The organism is Bacillus sp. AFS077874 (assembly GCF_002566505.1).
GTDB lineage: Bacteria > Bacillota > Bacilli > Bacillales > Bacillaceae_G > Gottfriedia.
In genome coordinates this window covers 1-22,714 of sequence record NZ_NUYF01000049.1, presented here as the reverse complement: position 1 = coordinate 22,714, position 22,714 = coordinate 1, and the positions used below count along the sequence as shown (strand labels likewise).

Below are 22,714 nucleotides of genomic sequence, written 5' to 3'. Positions count from 1 at the left end.
ATATGTAATTTTATCTTAGAATTTCGACGAAAAAATTTTAACAATAATATTCCTATCACAATAACTAATCTAAAGGGAATAAAATATCCTCTATAAGCAGCAATCAAATATTGAATATTGATCTTAAATTGGTCTTAATAGTTGATTTCCACTAAGCTTATGACTACAATGCAAAGTTAAATATTAGATTCCCTCAATATAAATTTCTACATTTGAATATTATTTAAATAAATGATTTTTGCGAGATAAATATACTTACAATATTTATTTGTTACTAAATATTTGAAATAAAGCAGAGTATTTAATAAAATTTAATTTGTGGAAGAACTTTTAGTTCTTCCTAATTTATTATTGTGAGGTAATATGAAGATACTACTTATATCTGGTTATAAATCATTTGAATTAGGCATTTTTTCGAATAAACACGATGCAGTTAAGTACATAAAAAAAGCAATAAAAAATAAAATACTTTTCTTTATAGATGAACTAGAATGGATTATTATTTCAGGGCAAATGGGTACTGAATTATGGGCCGCAGAAGTAGTATTCGATCTTCAGCTTGATTATCCCGAAATAAAGTTGGGTATTTTTACACCCTACGAAGATCAAGAGAAAAATTGGAATGAAGCAAATAAAGAATATTATAATGAAATCTTAATTGGGGCGGATCACGTCGACTCAATTTCTAGAAAACCATACGAATCTCCAATACAGTTAAAAGCAAAAAATGAATTTTTAGTTAGTAAAAGTGACGGATGTATTTTATTTTACGATAATGAAAAAGAAGGTAGTCCTAAATATTTATATGATTTAGCATACAAGAAAAATGAACTATTTAATTATCCTGTAGAAATCATCACATTTGACGATTTACAAGTGATTGCAGAAGAGTCTTTTGAGAATGATGACAATAAATATAGGGAATTATAGAATAGATAATTGACAATTTATGAAGAGTTTGAAAAAATAGAAGGTAAATATTTCTAAATGTTTTGGGGTGATAAACATGGAATCAACAAAAATAAAACTAAGTATAAAAGATATCCTAAATAAAGAATTTAAAGTTTCAATGCGAGGATATAATCAAGAGGAAGTGGATCAATACTTAGACACGGTCATTAAAGATTATGAATCGTTTCAAAATCAAATCGTAGCCCTACAACAAGAAAATGCAAAGTATAAAAAATTGTTGGAGGATCAAAAAAACACAGCTACACCTCCGCCTTCACCTTTTAATAATACGAATACTGATGTTCTAAAAAGATTATCAAATTTAGAGAAGCATGTTTTTGGTAGTAAACTATTCGAATAATTTTAACTTAATTTATATTTTAAGAAAGCATTGCAAACTTAAGTATAATTTACTATACTAATAAATGTTCGTTTCAATATGTTCGGGTAATCGCTGCAACGCTTGACGTTGTTGAGGAAAGTCCATGCTCGCACAGTCCTGCGATGGCTGTAGTGTTCGTGCCTATCGAAGTCATAAGATAGGGTAGCTGTGTATCAGCTAACGGCAGGGAACGGACCTAAGTCCTTTTAGGATATGGTTCTACTACCTTTAAAGTGCCACAGTGACGTAGTCCTCGAAGAAATGAGAGGAGTGGAACGCGGTAAACCCCACGAGTGAGAAACCCAAATTATGGTAGGGGAATCCTTTCAAAGGAATTGAACAGAGAAAGGGACAGATTATTCTGTAGATAGATGATTACCACCTAGTAGTACGAGGCGAGAGCCGTTTGAAGTACGAATGGTACAGAACATGGCTTACAGAACATATGAAATGATGAAACTTTTTAAAAACTCTTCATTCTATGGAGAGTTTTTTGTAATTTCGACGTAAATTGTTCATAATGAAAATAGGAATTAAAATGAAAATATGAAAAGAAAAGTTCATTCTTAGTTTGAATGAGATAGGTGGTTAAATTGGCGAAATATACATTAATTGCTACTGCTGCAATGGGGATCGAAGCACTAGTCGCTAGAGAAATAAAAAGCCTAGGGTTTGAAGATGTAGTAGTTGAAAATGGTCGAGTATTATTTAAAGCGGACGAAGCTGGTATTGTGAAAGCGAATTTGTGGCTTAGAACAGCTGACCGAGTGAAACTACGTGTTGGTGAATTTAAGGCAACCTCATTTGATGAATTATTTGAAAAAACAAAAGCTTTACCTTGGCATATGTTTATCCCAAGAAACGGTCAATTTCCTGTGTCAGGAAAATCGCATAAATCAAAATTATTTTCAGTATCTGATTGCCAAGCAATCGTCAAAAAAGCAATTGTTGATAAATTAAAAACAATCCAAAATATTCAAGGTATGTTAATTGAAGATGGTCCATTATTTCGAGTGGAGGTCTCTATTTTAAAAGATATCGTAACATTAACGATTGATACTACTGGTCGTGAAGGCTTACATAAAAGAGGATATCGTGTAGATCAAGGTGAAGCACCATTAAAAGAAACACTTGCGGCTTCATTAGTATTACTAACGAATTGGAATGCTGATTTACCTTTTGTTGATCCATTTTGTGGATCTGGTACAATTCCAATTGAGGCTGCATTAATTGGACATAATATCGCTCCAGGATCGTTTAGAAGCTTTGCGTCTGAAGATTGGCATTGGATTGGTAAAAAAAGATGGAATGAAGCAAGACAAGAAGCAGAAGACTTAGCAAATTATGATCAAAAACTAGAAATAATCGGTTCAGATATTGATCATCGAATGATTAATGTTTCAAAAGCGAATGCTGATGAAGTTGGATTATCAGATTCAATTGCATTTAAACAAATGCAAGTAAAAGACTTTACTACTAAATCTGAGTATGGATATGTTGTTACCAACCCACCATATGGTGAGCGTTTAAACGATCGACCTTACGTTGAAAAGTTATATTCAGATATGGGGAATGTTTTTACAAAATTAGATACATGGTCAGTGTATCTACTTACTAGTCATGAGGGATTTGAACAATTTTACGGTAAACCAGCAACAAAGAAACGTAAATTATTTAATGGTTTCATTAAAACTGACTATTATCAATACTTTGGAAAAAGACCTCCAAGAAGAATTGAAGAGTAAAAAAGTTAAAAGGGTGTTCCCAATGTCTATTTAGACGATTGGGGCACCTTTTTATTTATAATAACGTATTTTGTTCAAGTTTTTACGAACAAAACTTGAACAAAAATTGAATTCGTTTAGTAGCATTATAAATTTATTGCAGGTACAATTCTAAAACCGTGATTTTTTTCAAGTAAATGTGCAACATGCCAATTCGTTTCTGCAGTACTTTTATATTGAGTGACTAGATCATGGAATTCATCATTAGAGAAACTCTTTTCGTGCTGAAGTAAATAAAGGTCTCTTACAACACTTATATCATCATTTGTATCAAAATTAGTCTGTATTAAAGAATATAAGTACAAATAATCACCTCCAAACTACCATTTTTATGATTATTTTATAGATTTCCCGATAATTCGAATGTTATTGCCATTAGATAATTTTGAAATATAATCATTTTTCTTTTAAATGAAGAAAGATAATTTGTTACAATAAATCTAGAAAAATAAGCCAATCTAAAGGACTGATCAAAAATGAAAAAACCACGTATTGGAATGGTAGGATTAGGCAATATTGCACAAAAAGCATATCTACCAATTCTTACAAAAGAAGAAAACTGGGATTTTATCGGTGCATTTTCACCAAATAAAGAAAAACGTAAGAAAATATGTTCACAATATCGAATTCAAGATTTTGAAAGTTTGGAATTACTTGCAGAACAAAGTGACGCAGTTTTTGTACATAGTGCAACTAGTTCACATTTTGAGGTTGTATCGTATTTGCTAAATAAAGGTAAAGATGTTTATGTTGATAAACCTCTAGCAGCTACATTGCCAGAATCAGAGAAATTAACTGAATTAAGTATTAAACTAAATCGAAAACTTATGGTTGGATTCAACCGCCGATTCTGTCCAATGTATGTGCAGGCAAAAGAACAGGCAAAGAATATAGCGGTAATCAGATTTGAAAAACATCGAGAGAATAAAATTGGGTCTAATTCATTCGAGTTTACGATGCTTGATGATTATTTACATTTAGTTGATACCATTAGATGGTTTGCAGATGGAGAAGTTAACTTGATTAATGGTAGAGTCAAACTTACTCATACTAATCAATTAGAGTATGCTACTCACCAATTTGAATCGTTAAAAGGAGCTACTATTAATTCAGTAATGCACCGAATGGCAGGAACAAATCTTGAGCGCTTAGAATTAATTACTGAAGGTTCGATTATAAGGGTAAAAAATATGAACAACTTCGAAGTAGAAAAAAACAACTCAATAAATAATTCGTTTTCATCATCATGGGACACAACATTAAAACAAAGAGGTTTTGAGGATTGCATTAACCATTTTATCAATTGCATAAACTCTGATGAAAATCCATCGATCAATGGAGAAGAAGCATTAAAATCTCAAATGATTGTTGAAGAAATGATAAAGCAGGCAAAAGGCTGGTAAAGTTATCTAGAAAGCTTTACGAATTTAAAGCAAATATATTTTCGTTCCAAATATCCAATTCCCTTAGTCTTTAGGTGATCATGCCTTATTTCCCTTGCCTTTCCCTCACATTTTTTGTATGATAGCGGGTAGAGACAATTTTTAAATAATATAATGGATCGAATAAATTTGCAAAATTAAAGTTCTCAAACGAGGACTTTTTCTTTTTAATTTACATTTTGGGGGTAGCAATGAGTCATTCAACTAAATTACCTTTTGAGGTAGGAAAGCAAGACCAATTTATTGAAAAGCTAGGGGAATGGATTGGGGACGTTTTTTACGATTTATTACCAGATGCAGGCTATGAGTTAAGAGATGAGCAAATTTTTATGGCTTATCAGCTTGAAAGAGCGTTTAAAGAAAAGAAAGTTATTTTTGCTGAAGCAGGCGTGGGTACAGGTAAAACGTTTGTCTATTTACTATATTGTTTATGCTATGCAAGATATACAGGTAAGCCAGCTATTATCGCATGTGCTGATGAATCTTTAATTGAACAGCTAGTAAAGAAAAATGGGGATATTGAAAAATTATCGAATGCTTTAAATTTGTCAATTGATGTTAGGTTAGCAAAGTCAACTACAAATTATTTATGTTTAAAGAAATTGGATTTACAACGTTCAGAAATTGATGTATCAGATGCTGTTTTAGGGGTTTATGAAAATTTACCAAGCTTTGTAAATGATTATGGTACACTCCAAAAATTTATTCCATATGGAGACCGTACAGAATATAAGGACTTAACAGACGAAGAGTGGGATACAATTTCATATGATTATTTCCAGGATTGTTCTACTTGTGAACAAAGACATAGATGTGGACAAACTCTTTCAAGAGAACATTATCGTAAAGCAACTGACCTAATTGTATGCTCACAAGAATTTTATATGGAGCATATTTGGACGGTAGAATCTAGAAAACGTGAAGGTCAATTGCCATTACTACCTAATCCTAGTTGTGTAGTATTTGATGAAGGACACTTACTTGAATTTGCAAGTCAAAAATCGTTAACTTATCGTCTGCAACAAGAGACATTAAATACATTTTTATCATTTTTAATGCAATCAGGTACGCGTGAAAGCTTCCAACAGTTACTAGAAGATACATTAGAAACGTACGATCAATTCTTTTTTGAATTAGATAACAATACCGAAGAAGTTGAAGGATCTAGACGTTTTAAACTGAATATGAATGAAAGATTAATTAAGTTAGCAAGGAGATTAAAGTCTCAAATTAGTAGCATTGGTGACGAATTAGTCTTTGAAAGTGAAATGTATACGATTGATGAATATCAGCTAAATATTGTTGATGAGCATTTAGATGATGTTGAGCGTTGCTTAAATTTATTTATTAATGAAATTACAGCAATTCAATGGATTGAGTATAATCAAAATGAATTAACATTAGTCATCATGCCTAAGGCGGTAAATGAGCTTTTACAAGAAAAAGTATTTAATCAAAAAATGCCGATTGTATTTTCATCTGCAACTCTTTCTCAAAATAGTTCTTTTGATTATATCGCAGGTAGTTTAGGGATAAAAGATTACTTATCATTTTCGGTCAATTCTCCGTTTGATTATGATGAACAAATGAAAATAGAGTTAAATCAAGTTGACCCAACCAAAATTGAGGAAAAAAATGAAAAGATTATTGAGAAGTTAAAGGGAAATAACGGAAGTACATTAATTCTCTTCAATTCAACTCAAGAAATGAAAAAATTTAAACTGCAAGTTGATAAAGAAAAATTGGACTTCAATTTATACTTTGAAGGTGAAGAAGAAATTAGTTCGATTGTACAAAAATTCCAAGAAGATATTAACGCGTCTTTATGTGCTGTTCATTTATGGGAAGGATTAGATATTCAAGGAATGTCACTAAGTCAAGTGATTATTCACGCTCTACCATTCCCGCCAAATGATCCGGTATTCCAATCAAAACGTCAAAATGCACAAAACCCTTACTTCGAGATCGATGAGCCGTATATGTTATTAAGATTACGCCAAGGTATTGGACGACTAATCCGTAGTCATGAAGATAAAGGAAAAATCGTTTTATTTATTGAGAATGATCTAAACAATGAAACGAAAGAAAAAATCTTAAACAGTTTACCTGTTAATCCATCTTAAAAGCTAAAAAAGCTAGCATTCGCTAGCTTTTTTAATTGCATATTCCAACTCTAGATTTACTAAAATTACATTCGAAAAATTCTTTAAATGCGAAAAAAGCAGTTTCTCCAGTTGTAATACGATGGCCATCAATTGGTAAATAATTCTTTTCAGCACGAATATTTTTAGTTATTGGACCATCAGGTAAGTAAGTTGGGCAAACAATCGTCCAATTTAACTGACTTTCATTTAATAAGTTAAAAGCTTTTTCATGATCAGTTGCTGCAGTTGTTGATTTTCGTTTTGATTCAGAGCTTTTATAGCGTAGAATGGTTGGATTAACTCTTGATTGTAGAATACCTGCAGTTCCAATTGTAACGATCCTACCTATTTGTTTCTTTTCAAGAAGAGGGATTAGTAGTCCCATTGTTTTAGATAAAATATTCTCACCTCCAGTATTTAAGGCAGAAATTACTCCATCTACGTTTTCTAAAGCTAAATTTAAATCTTTTTCATTTAGCGTATTTCCTTTTAAAACTGTAAGAGCTTCATGTTTAATCGTTATTTTTTGTTCATCTCTTACTAAAGCAATTACTTCACAGTTAGCTTCTAATAATAAATCCACTAAAAAAGAACCAACTCTTCCGGTTGCTCCTAATAATAATATTTTCATAACATCACCTTGCTGTATTGTACAATATTTTTATTGATTATGTCTTTTAATAAACTTAAGCACATGATTTCTGATAATGAAAGTGCTTTTTAAGCTTAATTTTAATTCAATAGAAAAGTTATGATAGAATGAAATTAACATCCTAAAATTTAGAAATGAGGGGTAAATATGGCAATTAATAAAATACAAGAAGAATTTACTGACTATTTAAAGAAAATCGAAAATTATAATGAAGCAATTAATGTTATGTATTGGGACCTAAGAACGGGAGCGCCTAAAAATGGAGCTGAACAAAGATCAAATGTCATCAGTCAGCTTTCTGCAGAAGTATTTGAAATGACAACATCAAGTACAATGGAAAACTATTTAAATTTATTAGAAAAAGAAATAGACACAGGAAACTTAAATGAAATCATTGAAAAATCTGTTAAGGAATGTAGAAAAAATTATGATTTAAACTGTAAAATCCCTAAAAATGAATATGCAGAATATGTAAAGCTTTGTTCATTAAGTGAAAATGCTTGGGAAGACGCTAAAAATGAAGGTGATTTTAGTAAGTTCCAACCATATTTAGAAAAAATTGTAGCGATGAAAAAACAATTCATTGAATATTGGGGCTATAAAGATAAGAAATATGATACATTATTAAGCTTTTATGAGCCTGGCATGACAACTGGGAAGCTAGATGAAGTTTTTGGTAAAGTAAGAAAAAGTCTTGTACCATTAGTAGCGAAAATTTCAAATTCACAAACTAAACTAATTCGCGAAGAATTGTCACAACCGATCTCAATTAATCTTCAAAAAGAAGTTAGTGAAGAGATACTTGTAAAATTAGGTTATAATTTCGAATCAGGTCGTTTAGATGAAACAGTTCATCCATTTCAGATTACATTAAATCCTGGTGATGTTCGAGTAACAACGAAATATATTGAAGATAATTTTATGAGTGCACTTTTTGGAACAATTCACGAATGTGGACATGCGCTATATGAGCAAAATTTATCATCAAATTTAATAGGGACACCATTATGTGAAGGTGCATCGATGGGAATTCACGAGTCTCAATCACTATTCTTTGAAAATATGATTGGAAGAAGTAAAGAATTTTGGGAAGCTCAGTATGAAAATTTAATTGCAAAAACCGGTGAGTATTTTAAAAATTTATCGGTAGAAGAATTTTATAAAGCAATAAACCATAGTGAGCCTTCATTAATTCGAATTGAAGCGGACGAATGTACATACCCATTGCATATAATGGTTCGATATGAAATTGAAAAAGAACTGTTTGATGGTGATTTACAAGTAAAGGATTTGCCAAAAGTATGGAATGATAAAATGGAAGAATACTTAGGTATCGTTCCATCAAACGATCGAGAAGGTGTTCTTCAAGATGTTCACTGGGCAGGTGGAGATTTTGGTTATTTTCCTTCATATGCATTAGGTGCGATGTACGCAGCACAGTTTAAGCATAAAATGAAACAGGATTTAAGCGATTTTGAAACCATCTTAAAAAACGGCGAGATTCATCAAATTGTTGATTGGCTAACCCTTAATATTCACCAATATGGAAAACTAAAAGAACCAAAAGAAATATTAGTAGATGTTACAGGGGAAGAGTTAAACGTAAAATACTTTATTGATTACTTAGAAGATAAATACTCTAAATTGTATAATCTAGTTTAATCTGATTCGTATGGATGGAGGTTGTTAAGAACCTCCTCATACTCATTATTAAAGAAAACATAAATAAATGATTAATTCCAAGTTATTATTTTTTTGTGTTTTTTTAATAAGTTCAAAGAATAGACATATTTAGATATTTAATAAATTACTTTTTTATAGTATCATAGATAAAAATGAAAGCGTGTTCACAATTACTTATTAAGAAGAGTTGAATTTAATTAAGTGAAATAGTGAAGATTTAAAGTTACTGAAATTAAGTTCAAAAAATATTCACATTTAGAAAGTCTTAAGATATTTTTTTTATAGTATTATAGATAAAAATGAAAGCGTGTTCATACTTTTTTTGAAAAGGAGGTAATTTGAATGTTTTTTAGGACAGCCAGATCTTTAGAACGAAATATTGAAGAAAAACGAATCAAGTTGCAAGAAGCTCAAAATCAAAATAATGACAATCATCAAGAAGTAGTAAAGATTCGTCATCAGTTGGACACTGATTTAAGAGAACTACAGAAATTGTTGAAAACGGTTGCAGTTAAACAATCAAAAATTAATATTAAACCAATATGATAAAATAGTACATAGACCACAAAATTTTTTGTGGTCTTATTTTTTTCGAAGTGGAAAGCTACTAGTATAAAGAATTAGATAACAATTAGCTAAATTTATTTTTTATAGATTCTATTATAAAAATTGTGAGAACAAGGGTAGAAATTGTAAAGTTATGTGACGTTTAAAAAATCGAGAAGTTTATAGTTTGTGTTTCAACTGGACTTTAAGAAAAATAGCATTCGATTTGTAGTGAAAAATGGAGATAATGTAGCTTGTTTAAAAAAATTAATACAAATAGTTAAAAATCACTAATCAAAAACAAAATTCCCTAAATATAATAGAGTATATCGATTAATATCCATTTTTTTATAAAAATGTGGAATGAGGTTCTAGATGGATTTCGAACTGGCAAGTCGTTTTAGAAGATTGTTTGCAGCTTGGATCGATGGCTCGTTAAATCTTTTATTTTCTAAACTGGGGTTATTAATACTTGGGTTAGAAAGTAAAGACATTTTAGATTTATTTATGTTTAGTAGTAAGCAACTGTTTTTATATTCAATTTGGTCGCTATTATTTATTTTCCTATTTTATGTCATTGTACCTACTTATATTTGGAACGGACAAACAATAGGAAAAAGATTATTAAGTATTATGGTTGTAAGGGATACAGATGACTTAGTTGATCTCAAAACAATGACATTACGTTCAATCTTTGCTTTTGGTTGCCAGCTAAATTTGCCAATATTTATAGAAGCAATCGGAATTTTGTATCTAATTGATCTATTTTTTATCTTCCGAAAAGATCGGAAAACATTGCATGATTTAATCGCTAAAACGAAGGTTGTCTATTATTAATAGCACTAAAAAATACCCTTTAAAGCTATTTTCAAACTTTAAAGGGTATTTATCTTTTTATCTTATAAAGATGTTTTTGCTAAATATTCATCTAGTTGATCAAATGTACCTGTAAAGCCTTGTTGCATAGAATCTTTATTTGCAATAAATGCAGCAACTTCTTCATCAGTAGCATTGATTGGAAAACCTTTTAATGTAATAGTTGTTTTACCATCATTTTCTTCTAAAGTTAAAGTGTTTTGAATTTCCAATGGCCAAACTTCAAAGAAAGGAGCGCGAACCATATTACCTTCTTGATCAGAGAATGAATTAACAAATACAATTTTCTCAGGTTCAATAATTTCACCAAAAACAAATAATCCCCACATAACGAATCCTTCTGGTGATTCCATTTTATAGTGGAATTTACCTCCTGGTCTAAATTCTAGCGTTGCTACATCCATTTCAAAGCCTTTTGGACCCCACCAGTTTTTAAGGTGTTCTGCTTCTGACCAAACCTTGAATACTAATTCACGAGGTGCATCAACAACTCTTGTTAAAACTAATCCTTGCTCATCTACATTAAACATATTTTTACTCATTATTAATTCCTCCATTTAATTTATTATTTACTTTATTTCTTCCTTAAAAAACTAGGTACTTCTCCTTTCAATAATAGTTAGTACTAATTAAATTGTGTGCAATTAATAAGCTAAGATTATTTGCCTTGTAATTTTTTTAAATAATCGTCCAATTGATCGAATCTCTGTTCCCAGACGTGACGGAATGACTTAATCCACGAATCCATTTCTTTTAGCGGCTGGGGTCTTAGTTTATAAATTCTTTTATTGGCGATAGGTTGAACTTCGACAAGCCCAGCTTCACTTAGAACGCGAAGATGCTTTGAAACCTGTGGTTGTTTAAGTCCTAAGCTTTCAGCAATTTCACCGACTGATAGAGGACCGTCACGTAAGAGTTCAACAATCTGTAACCGGTTCGGCTCTGCAAGAGCAATTAAAGTCGAATTCATAAATAGAATATACCTCATGAGGAATATTCCTGTCAAGGAATATTCGGAATATAAATTTGTGTTGATCTAAAAAATACTTGAGTAGTATCTACGAAATTACTGAACAATATTCATTTTGTCGAGAAATATTATTTGAAAAATAAGATAATTCTTATTTATCCACATATTTTTTATGCTACTATTTAGCTGACTTGAAAATTCGATTTTAAAAGGTGGGTGTTTTGATGAGCTTAAAAGATTATGAGGCTTCGTTTTTAGATTATGTAAGAAAAATGTTAAACATTGAAGAAGCAATTAGTGTTTTATATTGGGATCTTCGAACAGGTGCACCTAAAAATGCTGTAAGTCAGCGTTCAAATGTAATTAGTCAATTATCAGCCGATGTTTTTAAAATGAGTACTTCAAAAGATATGGCTCATTATTTAATAACAATGGAAGAAGCCATTAGTGCAGGGAAATGTTCATTAGAAGTTGAAAAAACAGTAAAATATTTAAGAAAGCAATACGATCAAAATACGAAAATACCAGTTGATGAGTTTGAAGCATTTGTTAAATGCCAAGCAATTTCTGAAAGTGTTTGGACAGAAGCGAAGGAAGAAAATAATTTTGCTAAATTTGAACCTTATTTAACTGAAATAATTGATTATAAACGTAAGTTCGTTGAATATTTAGGATATAAAGACTGTAAATATGATACATATTTAGATCAATATGAACCTGGAATGACTGTAAATAAACTAGACGAAGTATTTTCAGAAGTAAGAAATAAATTAGTACCGATTGTTAAAGCTGTATCGACTAGTGGGAAAAATTTTGAAAAAGAAGAGATGAAAGCATTCGTTTCGACGCAAAAACAAAAAGAAATATGTGAACAACTATTAACTTCTCTTGGTTATAATTTTGATGCCGGAAGATTAGATCCTACTCCACATCCTTTTGCTACTTCTCTTAATTTAGGTGATGTTCGAGTAACAACGAAATATCATGAAAATAATTTTGAAAAAGCCATTTTTAGTACAATTCATGAATGTGGTCATGCACTATATGAGCAAAATATTTCCAAAGATTTGGATGGTTTACCGATCGCCCATGGAGCGTCTTTAGGTATTCATGAATCTCAGTCCCTTTTATATGAAAAGATTATTGGACAAAGCTATGAGTTCTGGAAATCAAATTATCCAAAATTAAAAGAGCAACTTAATGGAGTGCTAGATAATGTTACTTTAGATGAATTTTATAAAGTGATAAATAATAGTAAGCCTTCATTTATTCGTATTGAAGCTGATGAATTAACTTATCCTTTACATGTAATGATTCGATATGAAATTGAAAAGGATTTATTAGATGGAAAAATTCAAGTTTCAGAGCTCCCTTTAATTTGGAATCAAAAAATGGAGGAGTATCTAGGAATAATTCCTGAAACTGATCGAGAAGGTGTTTTACAGGACGTACATTGGTCAATGGGGCATTTTGGATACTTTCCAACTTATGCATTAGGTGCAATGTATGCTGCTCAAATTAAAGCAACAATGGAAAAAGAATTACCAAATTTTAGTGAATTAATTGAAACGAATGATTTTCAAACAATTCTTGATTGGTTAAAAGTGAATATTCATCAATATGGTGCAATGAAGGAACCACAGCAAATATTGAAAGACGTTACTGGTGAAGAATTAAATGTGAAATATTTTGTTAATTATTTAGAATCAAAATATACAAAATTGTATGAGTTGGAAGAAGTAAATAAATCATAATTGTGAATTAGAAATGTTGTAGGCTTTATTTTAGAAGCATTTTAATGGAAATAATTGCGAATGTAGATTCGAGTAAAATGAGATATACTAAAACTGCACAACAGAAAGAATACTCCTTTGAAACGCTTAGACAATTCTTATTATTTGTTCATGGTCCATGAATGAATAGAGAATTGTCTTTTTTTTATTGAATGGCATCTTATTTCCACTCTAGGATTTTTTCATGTATTAAAGAATAATTTTCCAAATTAATACAAAAGGTAATGACTATAAGGAGTGGGAAATTATGCCTTTAATTTTATCTGTTGGGAAAGCTGTACCAAAATATAAAATCGATCAGGAAAATATTGTGCCTTTTATTCGAGAGCTTTTTTTGAAAAGATATCCTTCAATCGATCGCTTATTATCTGTATTTCAAAATGGTGAGATTCAAAGTCGATTTATTTCTAAGGAGCTTTCTTGGTATAGCGAAGAACATAGCTTTGAGCAAAAAAATCAGGCTTACACTGAAATCTCAATTGAATTATCAATAGAAGCTATTAAAAATTGTTTGAATAGTAATGAATTTCTATCTTCGGAAATTCAATATGACAAAATTGATGGAATTATTTTTGTCTCTTCAACTGGTATTTCAACCCCTACAATTGATGCTCATATCGCAAATATCCTGCCATTTCATTCTTCGATTAAAAGAATACCCATATGGGGCTTAGGGTGTGCCGGTGGTGCTAGTGGAATTTCTAGAGCATTTGATTATTGTAAAGCCCATCCAAAGTCAAATATTTTACTAGTTGCAGTTGAATTATGTAGTTTAACATTTCAAAAAGAAGATCTTTCCAAAAGTAATATAATAGGAACTTCATTATTTGCTGATGGAGCAGCAGCGGTTCTAGTTATTGGCGATGAGAGTGATTTGAAAAATCGAACGATCCATAAATCTTTACCGTCAATTGAACAAACTAATTCAACTCTAATGCCAAATTCATTAGACGTAATGGGATGGGATGTTCGGAATGATGGTTTATTTGTCATTTTTTCAAGAGATATACCAACAATCGTTAAAGATTGGTTACATCCAGTTGTCTCAAATTTTTTAACGGAAAATGAACTAACAATAAAGGATGTAACTCATTTCATTGCTCACCCTGGTGGAAAAAAAGTATTGGACGCATATATCGATTCATTAGAACTTTCCGAAGCGAAAATCGGAATTTCCTTAAATATTTTAAAATCATATGGAAATATGTCATCTTGTACTGTCTTATTTGTGTTAAGTGAGTATATGAAGTTAGGAAAAACGAATGAGTACGGTCTTCTTTGTGCTTTAGGACCAGGATTTAGTTCAGAGTTATCATTGTTAAAGTGGGTAGAATGCTAATGTTAAAGATTATTTTTTTATTCATCGTCATACAAAGAGTGATTGAGCTAGGTATAGCAAAGAATAATGAAAAAAAATTAAAAATGCGAGGCGCACTTGAATTTGGCCAAGAGCATTATAAATTTTTTATCATCTTACATAGCATGTTTTTTATTTCAATTCTAATTGAGAATTATTTCATTCATTATTTAGAAATTAGATTTTTTACCTTTCTCCTTATCGTTTTTATCATATTACAATTAGCAAGGGTATGGGTTATTTCAACGTTAGGGGAAAGATGGAATACAAAAATCATTATTTTACCTAATGAAAAATTAGTAAAACGTGGCCTTTATAAATATATCAAGCATCCAAATTACATGATCGTTACCATGGAATTATTAGTAATACCTATTATGTTTCATGCGTATATTACAACTGTAATCTTTTCTGTTTGTAATTTAATTTTATTAAAAGTAAGAATCCGAGAAGAAAATAAAGCGCTTTTACAATCAATCGAATAGTTATTGACAAATGGAAAATAACTGATTATGATTAATGTAGAATGAAAATCATTATCAACTTCGGAAGGTTGTGCGTCAAATGGTTCTTGGATTTGTGTCAGCTACAATTCTTTTATACTTTTTATTAACTAAATATGTACTTAAACAAGTTCAAAACTAGGTGATGTTACCTAGTTTTTTTTATTTTATATGCATATGCCTATACATTCTTCTTCCAAATTAATATATATGGGGATAAAATAATGCTAGGGAAATTATTTGAGTATGACATGAAATGGGGAAATCACGTTGCAAAACACTAAGATTAACAGAGGGGAAATACTGAATAAGGTTTCTTCAGGGATCAATTTACTTTCTGAACAAGGAAATTCGAAGGAATTATTTCAATTAAAAAAATTAGCATACAAAATACAAAATAAGGAAAGTTATTACGTATTTTGTGGGCATTTTTCTGCTGGTAAGTCATCTTTACTAAATGATCTTTTACAAGTAGAAAAACTACCTACAAGCCCAATACCTACAAGTGCAAACGTTGTAAAATTAAAAAATGGCGAAAGTAAAATGTTAATTACGCTTAAAGATGGTGAAATGTATCAGATTCAAGAGGATATTCAAGTAGATGAACTAAAAAAATTAGCATCTGATAGTGGTTCAATTATTGAGCTCGAGTGGGCACAAGAACTATTTAAAATTCCAACTGGATCTGTTTTAATTGATACTCCTGGAATTGATTCAACAGATATGGATCATTTAGAGGCGACAAACTCAGTCATTCATCTAGCGGATAGTATTTTCTATTTAATGGATTATCAACATGTTCATTCGAAAACTAATATTGATTTTATTCATAATTTAGTTGAAAAAAATAATAAAGTTTGTTTAGTCATTACATGTATTGATAAACACGATGAAACAGAATTGACATTTGAACAATTTAAACATGGTGTAATTGGAAACTTGAAAAAACAAGGATTAGGCAACTTACAAGTTTTTTATATTTCTACAAGAGATAAATCTGTAGATAATAACGAATATAGTCAGTTTATTAATTATTTAAATGACTTATATAGTCATCAAGATGTAATACAAATTGAAAATGACTATGCAAGCTTTTTAACAATTATGAATGAACAAATACAACAACTTGAGAACGATTACATTGATCTCGATCAAAATGCTGATGAGATTAGATCGGAATATAATGATTTAAATAATGAAATTGAAGTTATTGAAACATCAGTTTCAACATTTGAGGAAAATTGTTTGCAGTCTACACAACAAGTTCTTACTAATTCAAACATTACACCATTTGAAATGAGAGAATTAGCATCAAAATATTTAGAATCAGAAAAGGCATTGCAAAATAAAGGATTATTTCAATCTAGAAAAAAACTTGAAAATTCTTTACATGAATCTAAAAGTCAATTTATTCACAAGGTACAAGAATTAACAAATAAACAAATTGAGTATTTTGTAAAAGAAGCAGCGATTCGAACTGTAAAACAAATTGAAAATAATAAAATTGATAGCAGTGACTTTGATAAAATCTTAGAGCCGAATTTGAGTGAAGATGTAATTTGTCCAAAGCCATCCCATTTGATTGATACAGGTGGTAACTATTTATTACAGTATACGAAGGAAGTAAGTGAAGGAATTAAGGCGGTATATCGTAAAAGTATTGCTGAATTTATTTATACACTTTCAAAGGAACTTAAGGTACAAAATGAATCAACTATTCTAAAACTAAAAAATCAAAAGAATGATTTACAATCAAAAATAGATGGATTTGATGAATTAGAGTTTAATAATCAAAAAATTTCACATATGGTCTCAGAAATTAAGACGATTTTAAATAATCATCAAGCAATGAATCAAGAATTGCCAGAAATTAAGCCTACTTTAATATCAGTTAGTGAATTAATTAATCATAAAATTTTAACTGTTCAAGCACCGGAAATAAAAGAAGAACTTATTATTGACATTGAACAAACTAATTCAAAAAAATATTCAAACGAAGAAATTCAAGCTAAATATGGAGTTGCTGATTTTATATTAGACGAATTAACTTCAAATAAATTTATCCAGAGTAAAATCGGTATTCTAAAAGAAAAAAGAGATCAAATAAAATCAAACGAATACACAATTGCATTATTCGGAGCGTTTAGTTCTGGAAAAACATCTTATATAAATACTATACTTGGCGATCGTGTATTACCTGTTTCTCCACACCCAACAACAGCAGCAATTTGTAAGATTAAACGCTCAACAACTGAATCTGGTAATAAAAAAGCTGATGTGAGTTATAAATCGGAAGAATCTTTAAAAGAAGAGTTTCTTGATTTCTTCAAAAAATGGGGCGTGGAAGCAGATGAAAAAGAATGGTTTAGTACCCTTCAAAATTTAATTAAGAAACAAAAGGATAAAATCCCTACTGATGCTTTCGTTTATGCAGAAAGCGTATGTCAAAATTATGAAGAAATGAGAAGCTTACTAGGTACAACTAAGCGATATGATTTAAGTGAGTATGTAAGTGTTATAAGTGAAGAAAATAGAGCGTGTTTTGTAAAAGAAAGTACAGTTTATTTTGATTGTGAGATCACGTTAAGTGGAATCGTACTAGTGGATACGCCAGGGGGAAATAGTATCCATTCAAGACATACTGAACTAGCATTCGACTATTTGAAAAAAGCTGATTTAATTCTATATGTTGCACATTATCAACATGCCTTTACACGTCAAGATGAGTCTTTCTTAATGCAAATCGGACGAATGAGAGAAAGCTTTGATAGTGATAAAGTTTACTTTGTGTTAAATGCTTCGGATTTAGCAAAGGATCAAAACGAAATCGAAATCGTGCAAAATTTCTTTGTTAACCAATTAACGAAATTAGGAGTACGTTTCCCATCTGTTTTTGCAATTTCAAGTATGCTTCAGATGAAGGGATATGGTGATTCAGAGTTAAATTTAGAAATCCAGAGTAATTATAAGAAATTAAATACGAAAATCCAAAATTTCTTCCAATTTGAAATTGCGAATGAAGTCTTTAAAACATTTATTAATGACCTATTAACAATTGAAAAAATCTTACGTGATACGATTAATCGATTTGAAAGAATAAAACGTGAAAAAGATCAATTCTTCAACGAACTTGAGCATATTCAGAAAAAAGTTAAAGAATCGATTAGAAATGCAGAACCGACTAATTTACCAAGAGCATTTATGAAAGAAAACGAGCAATTAATTTTCTTTATCGAAAAGCGTATCGAATTAAGGATGCGAGATTTATTCCCTTATTTCTTTAATCCAAGTATTTTCAATAATACAACGAAAAATATTAAACAATTATTTGTAACTAAAATTCGTGAATTTATTTATGAAGTATTGGAAGAGATTTTAAAGGAATTAAGAGTAACAGGATTTAGATTAGAGAAGTTTTTAACGAATGAAATATTAATGTCGCAAGATCGAGTAATTGATGAAATACATTCTATTCAATCTGAATTTATCGTTCAAAAAAGCGAAATTAATGAGATCTTACCTGTTTCGATAAAAAATCCTGATCAATTTATTAATGTAGATCGATTTGAAAGTTTAAAGAATTACTTTAAAAATCCAAAAAGCTTTTTTGTTGAAAACATGAAAGAAACTATGATTGATGAATGCATTAACGAATTGAGAACACCATTAAAAGAGTATTTAGCAAATATGAATAGCTTATTTGCAGAGCATTATCACATTCAATATGTTGAAGCATTAAATTCTGTATTGCAAAACTGCAGTAATCAAATCGAAAATGATGTTCAACAAACAATTAAAGCAACTGAAAACTTAAATGAAGTAGTAGTAGATGAAAAAGTATTAAACTTATTTAAAAAATTAATTTAATATGAGGGTGGACAATTAAAATTGAAAAATATTATTGATGTAAACATTGCAAACAAATTGCGCTTAAATAAAAATGTTGTATTTTTAGATTGTCGATTTCAATTGTCAAATCCTGAATATGGTTTAAGTGAGTATCAGAAAAATCATATTCCGCTTTCTCGTTATGTTGATTTAAATAATGATTTATCTAGTCCGGTACAAAAGCATGGAGGTAGACATCCGTTTCCTAACTTAACTGATTTTGGAAATCTGTTAGGGAAACTAGGGATCGATCATGATACGATTGTAATTTGTTATGACGATGGTACGAATGATAATGCTTCAAGATGTTGGTTTTTATGTAATTTAGTAGGGCATCAGTTTACGTTTGTTTTAAATGGTGGTTATAAAAAATGGTTGGAAAACGATTTTGAAGTAACTTCTAAAATTGAAGAAGTAATACCTAAAAAATTCGAGATTAAAGTACAAGAGTATATGATTAGTTCGATGGATGAAGTTAAGAAGAATAGTAAAAATGAGGATTTCAATTTAATTGATTCTAGAGAATCTATTCGATATATTGGCGAATTTGAACCAATTGACCGAATTGCTGGCCATATACCTGGAGCAAAAAATTCATTTTGGAAAGATGTTTTAAATGAAACAGGAGAATTTAAAACAAAAGAAGAATTACAAACTCTCTTTAAACCATTAAAAAAAGACAATGAAACTGTTGTTTATTGTGGTTCAGGTGTCACTGGTTGTGTTAATTATTTAGGGTTAGTTGAAGCTGGATATACGAATGTAAAACTCTATCCAGGAAGTTTTAGTGATTGGATTTCTTATGAAGAAAATATTGTGAGTAAGAAAAAATTATAAGTTGCAAAATAGTTTTAGTTGGTATAGAATGAGAATACAAATTAAACAAAACCTGCTGTGTGCGTTGTCAGTTTATGTCTTAAACCAATGATTTGTATACCGGAAGACCGATATTTAAGTAACAACATCGTGCCTACATATAGGAGGATGAGCGTTACTTGTGAGGACATCCACCTTGGAGTTCGGTTTACTTAGACATAAAAGGAATAACGGCATTTGCGGGAAAAAAAACCATTCACATTTTGTGAATGGTTTTTTCTTCTTTATATAATTGCTTTTTACTTTTGTTCTTTCTAATTTGAGTTACAATTGTAGAAACTAAAATCAAACTACAACCGAATAAACCAATTTCTTGTAATCTTTCTCCACCATAATAATATCCAGTAATCGCTGCAAAAACTGGCTCAGTAGCGAGAATAATCCCTACTTCAGTCGCACTTATTGTACGTTGGGCAAACATTTGGATAAAGAATGCTGCAGCGGTACAAAAAATGGCAGTAGATAGAATGGAAAAAACAAAAAATTTATTTGTCCATAATGCATGATTGAAAATGACTTGCCAATCTTCCAAGATTAAAGCAAATGTCCAAGAGGTTAAACCTACAAAAGTAATTTGTACAGTTGCCAGTTGTAGTGAATTATAACTAGGTGAGTAGATCGTTGAATAAATAATATGAAGAGCAAACGCAATTGCACTGAAAAAGGAAATAATATCACCAGAATTAAACTTAGAATTTGTTGATAGTGTTAATAAAAATAATCCGATGAAGGCAATAATTGCACATACATTTTCCCGTAAAGTAGGTTTTTTCTTATATTTAAAGAATAAAAGAAAAGGAACAATCGCAACACTAATACCTATTATAAAACCTGATTTGGATATAGACGTGTAATGTAATCCAAATGTTTGAAATACAAAACCTAGAAATAAAAATAATCCTATAACGATTCCAGGGAAAATATAACCAGCTTTTCCGCGATATCTTTTATTATTTTTTCGATTTAATAAAGTCTGAACTGTAAATAATACAATTGCTGCTACTATAAATCGTAATGCATTAAATGTAAATGGTTGGACAAACTTAAGTGTTTCTTTAACAATGAAAAGCGAAGAACCCCAAATGAAGGACACAAAGAGTAAAGAAGAAAAAGCGATTAATTTATTTTTCATATCGTCCATTCCTTTTTTATTTTATAGCTTTTCGAGCAAGTTCATCAGCAACCTTATTTGCGCTTGATGGAATCCATTTAATAAAGAAAAGTTCAAGTTGATCGATCAACTTAAGTGATTTCTCTAATAAAGGAATAAACAAATCGTTTTTCGAATATTTCTTATCAATACTTTCTTCAACGACTTTTGAATCCGTACGGAATGAAACTATTGTTAAATTATTTTTGACACAATAATCTAGTGCAAGTAGCAATGCATGAAACTCAGCTTCATGATTAGACATCGAAACTAATGGAATACTTAAAAAAACAGGTTCTTTAATTCCTTTTATGAAAATACCTGCACCTGAAGGCCCGGGATTTCCTTTGGAAGCTCCGTCAATATAAACTTCAATCATAGTAAACCTCCAACACTTATATATCTACCATTTTAGTATATATTCAAAAAAATGAAAACTTAAAATATGAAATGAAGTAATTTATATTCAACTATAGCAAGTCTAAAATAAATAAAAGCAGAGGTGTGTCGGATGAAGATAAAGATCAGTTGGAAGTATCAAACCAAAAAGAAATATCAAATTACCCTTGAAACTGATTGGTTAGAAATAAAAGAAGCACTACTTTTAGCGGAAGATTTTGAAAGTACAGGTAGAACAAAAGAAATCATTTTTTTAGATCAATTCGACACAGAGTGGACGAAAAAACAAGTAATAAAGTATTTAAAAGAACTCGAAGAAGAGCCTCATAATATTTCAATATTTTTTGACGGTGGATTTGATCTAGCAACATCTCTATCTGGAATAGGTGTATGCTTATACTTTAGTCAAAATGGTAAAAACTATCGAAAAAGGTTTAATGAAAAATTAGATGGGTTATTGACAAATAATGAAGCGGAGTTTGCTGCGATTGAAAATGCAATCTTACTATTAGAGGAAATGAATATAACAGGACAAACAATTGTTATTAAAGGAGATTCACAAGTAGTCATTAATCAATTAACTGGAGATTGGCCTTGTTATGAAGAACAACATGAACGATTCATAAATCGAATTGAAAGAAAATGTAAAAACTTAAAATTAACCTTACAATTAGAACTTATTAAACGTAATGATAATAAAGAAGCTCATAATTTAGCAACGCAAGCACTTAAAGGGAATAAGATAATAAGTACGATTGAAGTTACATGAAGAGGTGAATTGAATGTTGGAACGTAAAGAAATCTTGGAGGAAATAGATACTTTAATGAGGACTTATTGTGATGGCTGTTTTGTCTATAAACATTTTAGAAAAGACCATAGTCAAAAATTCGCACAATCATTTTGTATTAATAAATGTACAATCGGAGAAAAAATAAAAACGATCGGCAAGCAATTAACTTCTGACTGTTAACTTGCCCTTAACTAAATAAACACGAAAAAGAAGGTGTGAATTTAATTACCTTCTTTTTCAGAGTGTTGAGGTATAAAAATGTTAATAGGGAAAACGTGCATTTAGTGAACATTTTTTATGATTAAAACATCATTTTTGTAGTTTTATTGATCCCCAAAAAAGAATAGATTTTTTTCAGAGGTTAAAAAAATTATGAACTAATATTTAGAAAAGTAATGGTTTATAAATTAATGTTCTGTATTAATTGACCTACAAATTTTAATAAACAACTGTTAACTTACTCAAAGTAAAGGCTATTTGATTAGGTTTTATTTGTAAACTTTTTTTGATGAATAAGTTGATTGGAA

At 30.1% G+C, this 22,714-nt stretch carries 21 protein-coding genes and 2 other RNA genes; 17 read left to right on the top strand and 6 right to left on the bottom strand.

Annotated elements, in window-relative coordinates; all coding sequences use genetic code 11:
* The first annotated feature begins 363 nt into the window (after positions 1-363).
* The 4 genes from COJ46_RS20895 to COJ46_RS20880 all read left to right on the top strand — a co-directional run bounded on the left by COJ46_RS20895 (position 364) and on the right by COJ46_RS20880 (position 3,078).
* On the top strand, positions 364-930 hold the full coding sequence (locus COJ46_RS20895) for an SLOG family protein (RefSeq protein ID WP_098566256.1): 567 nt from the start codon (positions 364-366) through the stop codon (positions 928-930).
* Between the two features lie 76 nt (positions 931-1,006).
* The gene (gpsB, locus tag COJ46_RS20890) at positions 1,007-1,312 is read left to right on the top strand and encodes a cell division regulator GpsB (RefSeq protein ID WP_097978859.1); all 306 of its coding nucleotides are present in this window, start codon (positions 1,007-1,009) and stop codon (positions 1,310-1,312) included.
* A 78-nt stretch (positions 1,313-1,390) separates the two neighbouring features.
* Positions 1,391-1,775: RNase P RNA component class B (gene rnpB / locus COJ46_RS20885), an RNA gene on the top strand.
* Between the two features lie 151 nt (positions 1,776-1,926).
* Positions 1,927-3,078 carry a THUMP domain-containing class I SAM-dependent RNA methyltransferase gene (locus COJ46_RS20880; RefSeq protein WP_098429788.1) on the top strand — a complete coding sequence of 384 codons (1,152 nt, stop codon included), beginning with the start codon at positions 1,927-1,929 and terminating at the stop codon, positions 3,076-3,078.
* Between the two features lie 125 nt (positions 3,079-3,203).
* On the opposite strand, the gene COJ46_RS20875 is transcribed toward COJ46_RS20880, so the two are convergent.
* A complete protein-coding gene (locus COJ46_RS20875) occupies positions 3,204-3,422 on the bottom strand; it encodes a hypothetical protein (protein ID WP_069031943.1) in 219 nt (72 codons plus the stop codon).
* 171 nt (positions 3,423-3,593) lie between these two features.
* Between COJ46_RS20875 and COJ46_RS20870 the strand changes: the two genes are divergently transcribed.
* Positions 3,594-4,520, top strand: coding sequence for a Gfo/Idh/MocA family protein (locus COJ46_RS20870; RefSeq protein WP_098566255.1), 927 nt, complete (start codon positions 3,594-3,596; stop codon positions 4,518-4,520).
* 230 nt (positions 4,521-4,750) lie between these two features.
* On the top strand, positions 4,751-6,682 hold the full coding sequence (locus tag COJ46_RS20865) for an ATP-dependent DNA helicase (RefSeq protein WP_098566254.1): 1,932 nt from the start codon (positions 4,751-4,753) through the stop codon (positions 6,680-6,682).
* Positions 6,683-6,713: 31 nt separating this feature from the next.
* Here COJ46_RS20865 and COJ46_RS20860 read toward each other — a convergent pair whose 3' ends face one another.
* On the bottom strand, positions 6,714-7,334 hold the full coding sequence (locus COJ46_RS20860) for an NAD(P)-dependent oxidoreductase (RefSeq protein WP_098566253.1): 621 nt from the start codon (positions 7,332-7,334) through the stop codon (positions 6,714-6,716).
* 168 nt (positions 7,335-7,502) lie between these two features.
* Between COJ46_RS20860 and COJ46_RS20855 the strand changes: the two genes are divergently transcribed.
* The 3 genes from COJ46_RS20855 to COJ46_RS20845 all read left to right on the top strand — a co-directional run bounded on the left by COJ46_RS20855 (position 7,503) and on the right by COJ46_RS20845 (position 10,421).
* Complete coding sequence (locus COJ46_RS20855; RefSeq protein WP_097978854.1) at positions 7,503-9,017, top strand: carboxypeptidase M32; 1,515 nt, start codon at positions 7,503-7,505, stop codon at positions 9,015-9,017.
* A 363-nt stretch (positions 9,018-9,380) separates the two neighbouring features.
* Positions 9,381-9,584 (top strand): aspartyl-phosphate phosphatase Spo0E family protein, encoded by a 204-nt coding sequence (locus COJ46_RS20850; protein WP_069031948.1) that lies wholly within the window; start codon positions 9,381-9,383, stop codon positions 9,582-9,584.
* 375 nt (positions 9,585-9,959) lie between these two features.
* Positions 9,960-10,421 (top strand): RDD family protein, encoded by a 462-nt coding sequence (locus COJ46_RS20845; protein WP_097978853.1) that lies wholly within the window; start codon positions 9,960-9,962, stop codon positions 10,419-10,421.
* 62 nt (positions 10,422-10,483) lie between these two features.
* On the opposite strand, the gene COJ46_RS20840 is transcribed toward COJ46_RS20845, so the two are convergent.
* Together COJ46_RS20840 and COJ46_RS20835 are read right to left on the bottom strand one after the other, a co-directional pair.
* Positions 10,484-11,002 carry an SRPBCC family protein gene (locus COJ46_RS20840; protein WP_286133673.1) on the bottom strand — a complete coding sequence of 173 codons (519 nt, stop codon included), beginning with the start codon at positions 11,000-11,002 and terminating at the stop codon, positions 10,484-10,486.
* Between the two features lie 116 nt (positions 11,003-11,118).
* Entirely contained in the window at positions 11,119-11,430 is a 312-nt protein-coding gene (locus COJ46_RS20835; protein WP_025671541.1) for an ArsR/SmtB family transcription factor, read from the bottom strand.
* A gap of 224 nt (positions 11,431-11,654) precedes the next feature.
* Here COJ46_RS20835 and COJ46_RS20830 point away from each other — a divergent pair, with 224 nt between their 5' ends.
* From COJ46_RS20830 to ssrS, 6 genes are all read left to right on the top strand, one after another.
* Entirely contained in the window at positions 11,655-13,184 is a 1,530-nt protein-coding gene (locus tag COJ46_RS20830) for a carboxypeptidase M32 (RefSeq protein ID WP_097978852.1), read from the top strand.
* Positions 13,185-13,470: 286 nt separating this feature from the next.
* Entirely contained in the window at positions 13,471-14,562 is a 1,092-nt protein-coding gene (locus COJ46_RS20825) for a type III polyketide synthase (protein ID WP_097978851.1), read from the top strand.
* Positions 14,562-15,065: an isoprenylcysteine carboxyl methyltransferase family protein gene (locus tag COJ46_RS20820; protein WP_286133672.1), complete on the top strand. Its 504-nt coding sequence runs from the start codon at positions 14,562-14,564 to the stop codon at positions 15,063-15,065. Before COJ46_RS20825 ends, COJ46_RS20820 begins: the two co-directional genes overlap by 1 nt.
* Before the next feature lie 288 nt (positions 15,066-15,353).
* Entirely contained in the window at positions 15,354-18,950 is a 3,597-nt protein-coding gene (locus COJ46_RS20815) for a dynamin family protein (protein ID WP_097978849.1), read from the top strand.
* Between the two features lie 21 nt (positions 18,951-18,971).
* Positions 18,972-19,808 (top strand): sulfurtransferase, encoded by an 837-nt coding sequence (locus COJ46_RS20810; RefSeq protein WP_286133671.1) that lies wholly within the window; start codon positions 18,972-18,974, stop codon positions 19,806-19,808.
* Between the two features lie 46 nt (positions 19,809-19,854).
* A non-coding RNA gene (gene ssrS, locus COJ46_RS20805) (6S RNA) lies at positions 19,855-20,037 on the top strand.
* Between the two features lie 6 nt (positions 20,038-20,043).
* On the opposite strand, the gene COJ46_RS20800 is transcribed toward ssrS, so the two are convergent.
* Together COJ46_RS20800 and COJ46_RS20795 are read right to left on the bottom strand one after the other, a co-directional pair.
* Entirely contained in the window at positions 20,044-20,979 is a 936-nt protein-coding gene (locus COJ46_RS20800; protein WP_176522669.1) for a DMT family transporter, read from the bottom strand.
* A gap of 16 nt (positions 20,980-20,995) precedes the next feature.
* Complete coding sequence (locus tag COJ46_RS20795) at positions 20,996-21,376, bottom strand: reverse transcriptase-like protein (protein WP_097978847.1); 381 nt, start codon at positions 21,374-21,376, stop codon at positions 20,996-20,998.
* 132 nt (positions 21,377-21,508) lie between these two features.
* Between COJ46_RS20795 and COJ46_RS20790 the strand changes: the two genes are divergently transcribed.
* A complete protein-coding gene (locus tag COJ46_RS20790; RefSeq protein ID WP_097978846.1) occupies positions 21,509-22,165 on the top strand; it encodes a reverse transcriptase-like protein in 657 nt (218 codons plus the stop codon).
* Between the two features lie 13 nt (positions 22,166-22,178).
* On the top strand, positions 22,179-22,367 hold the full coding sequence (locus COJ46_RS20785; RefSeq protein ID WP_483294982.1) for a zinc-finger domain-containing protein: 189 nt from the start codon (positions 22,179-22,181) through the stop codon (positions 22,365-22,367).
* Positions 22,368-22,714: the final 347 nt, after the last annotated feature.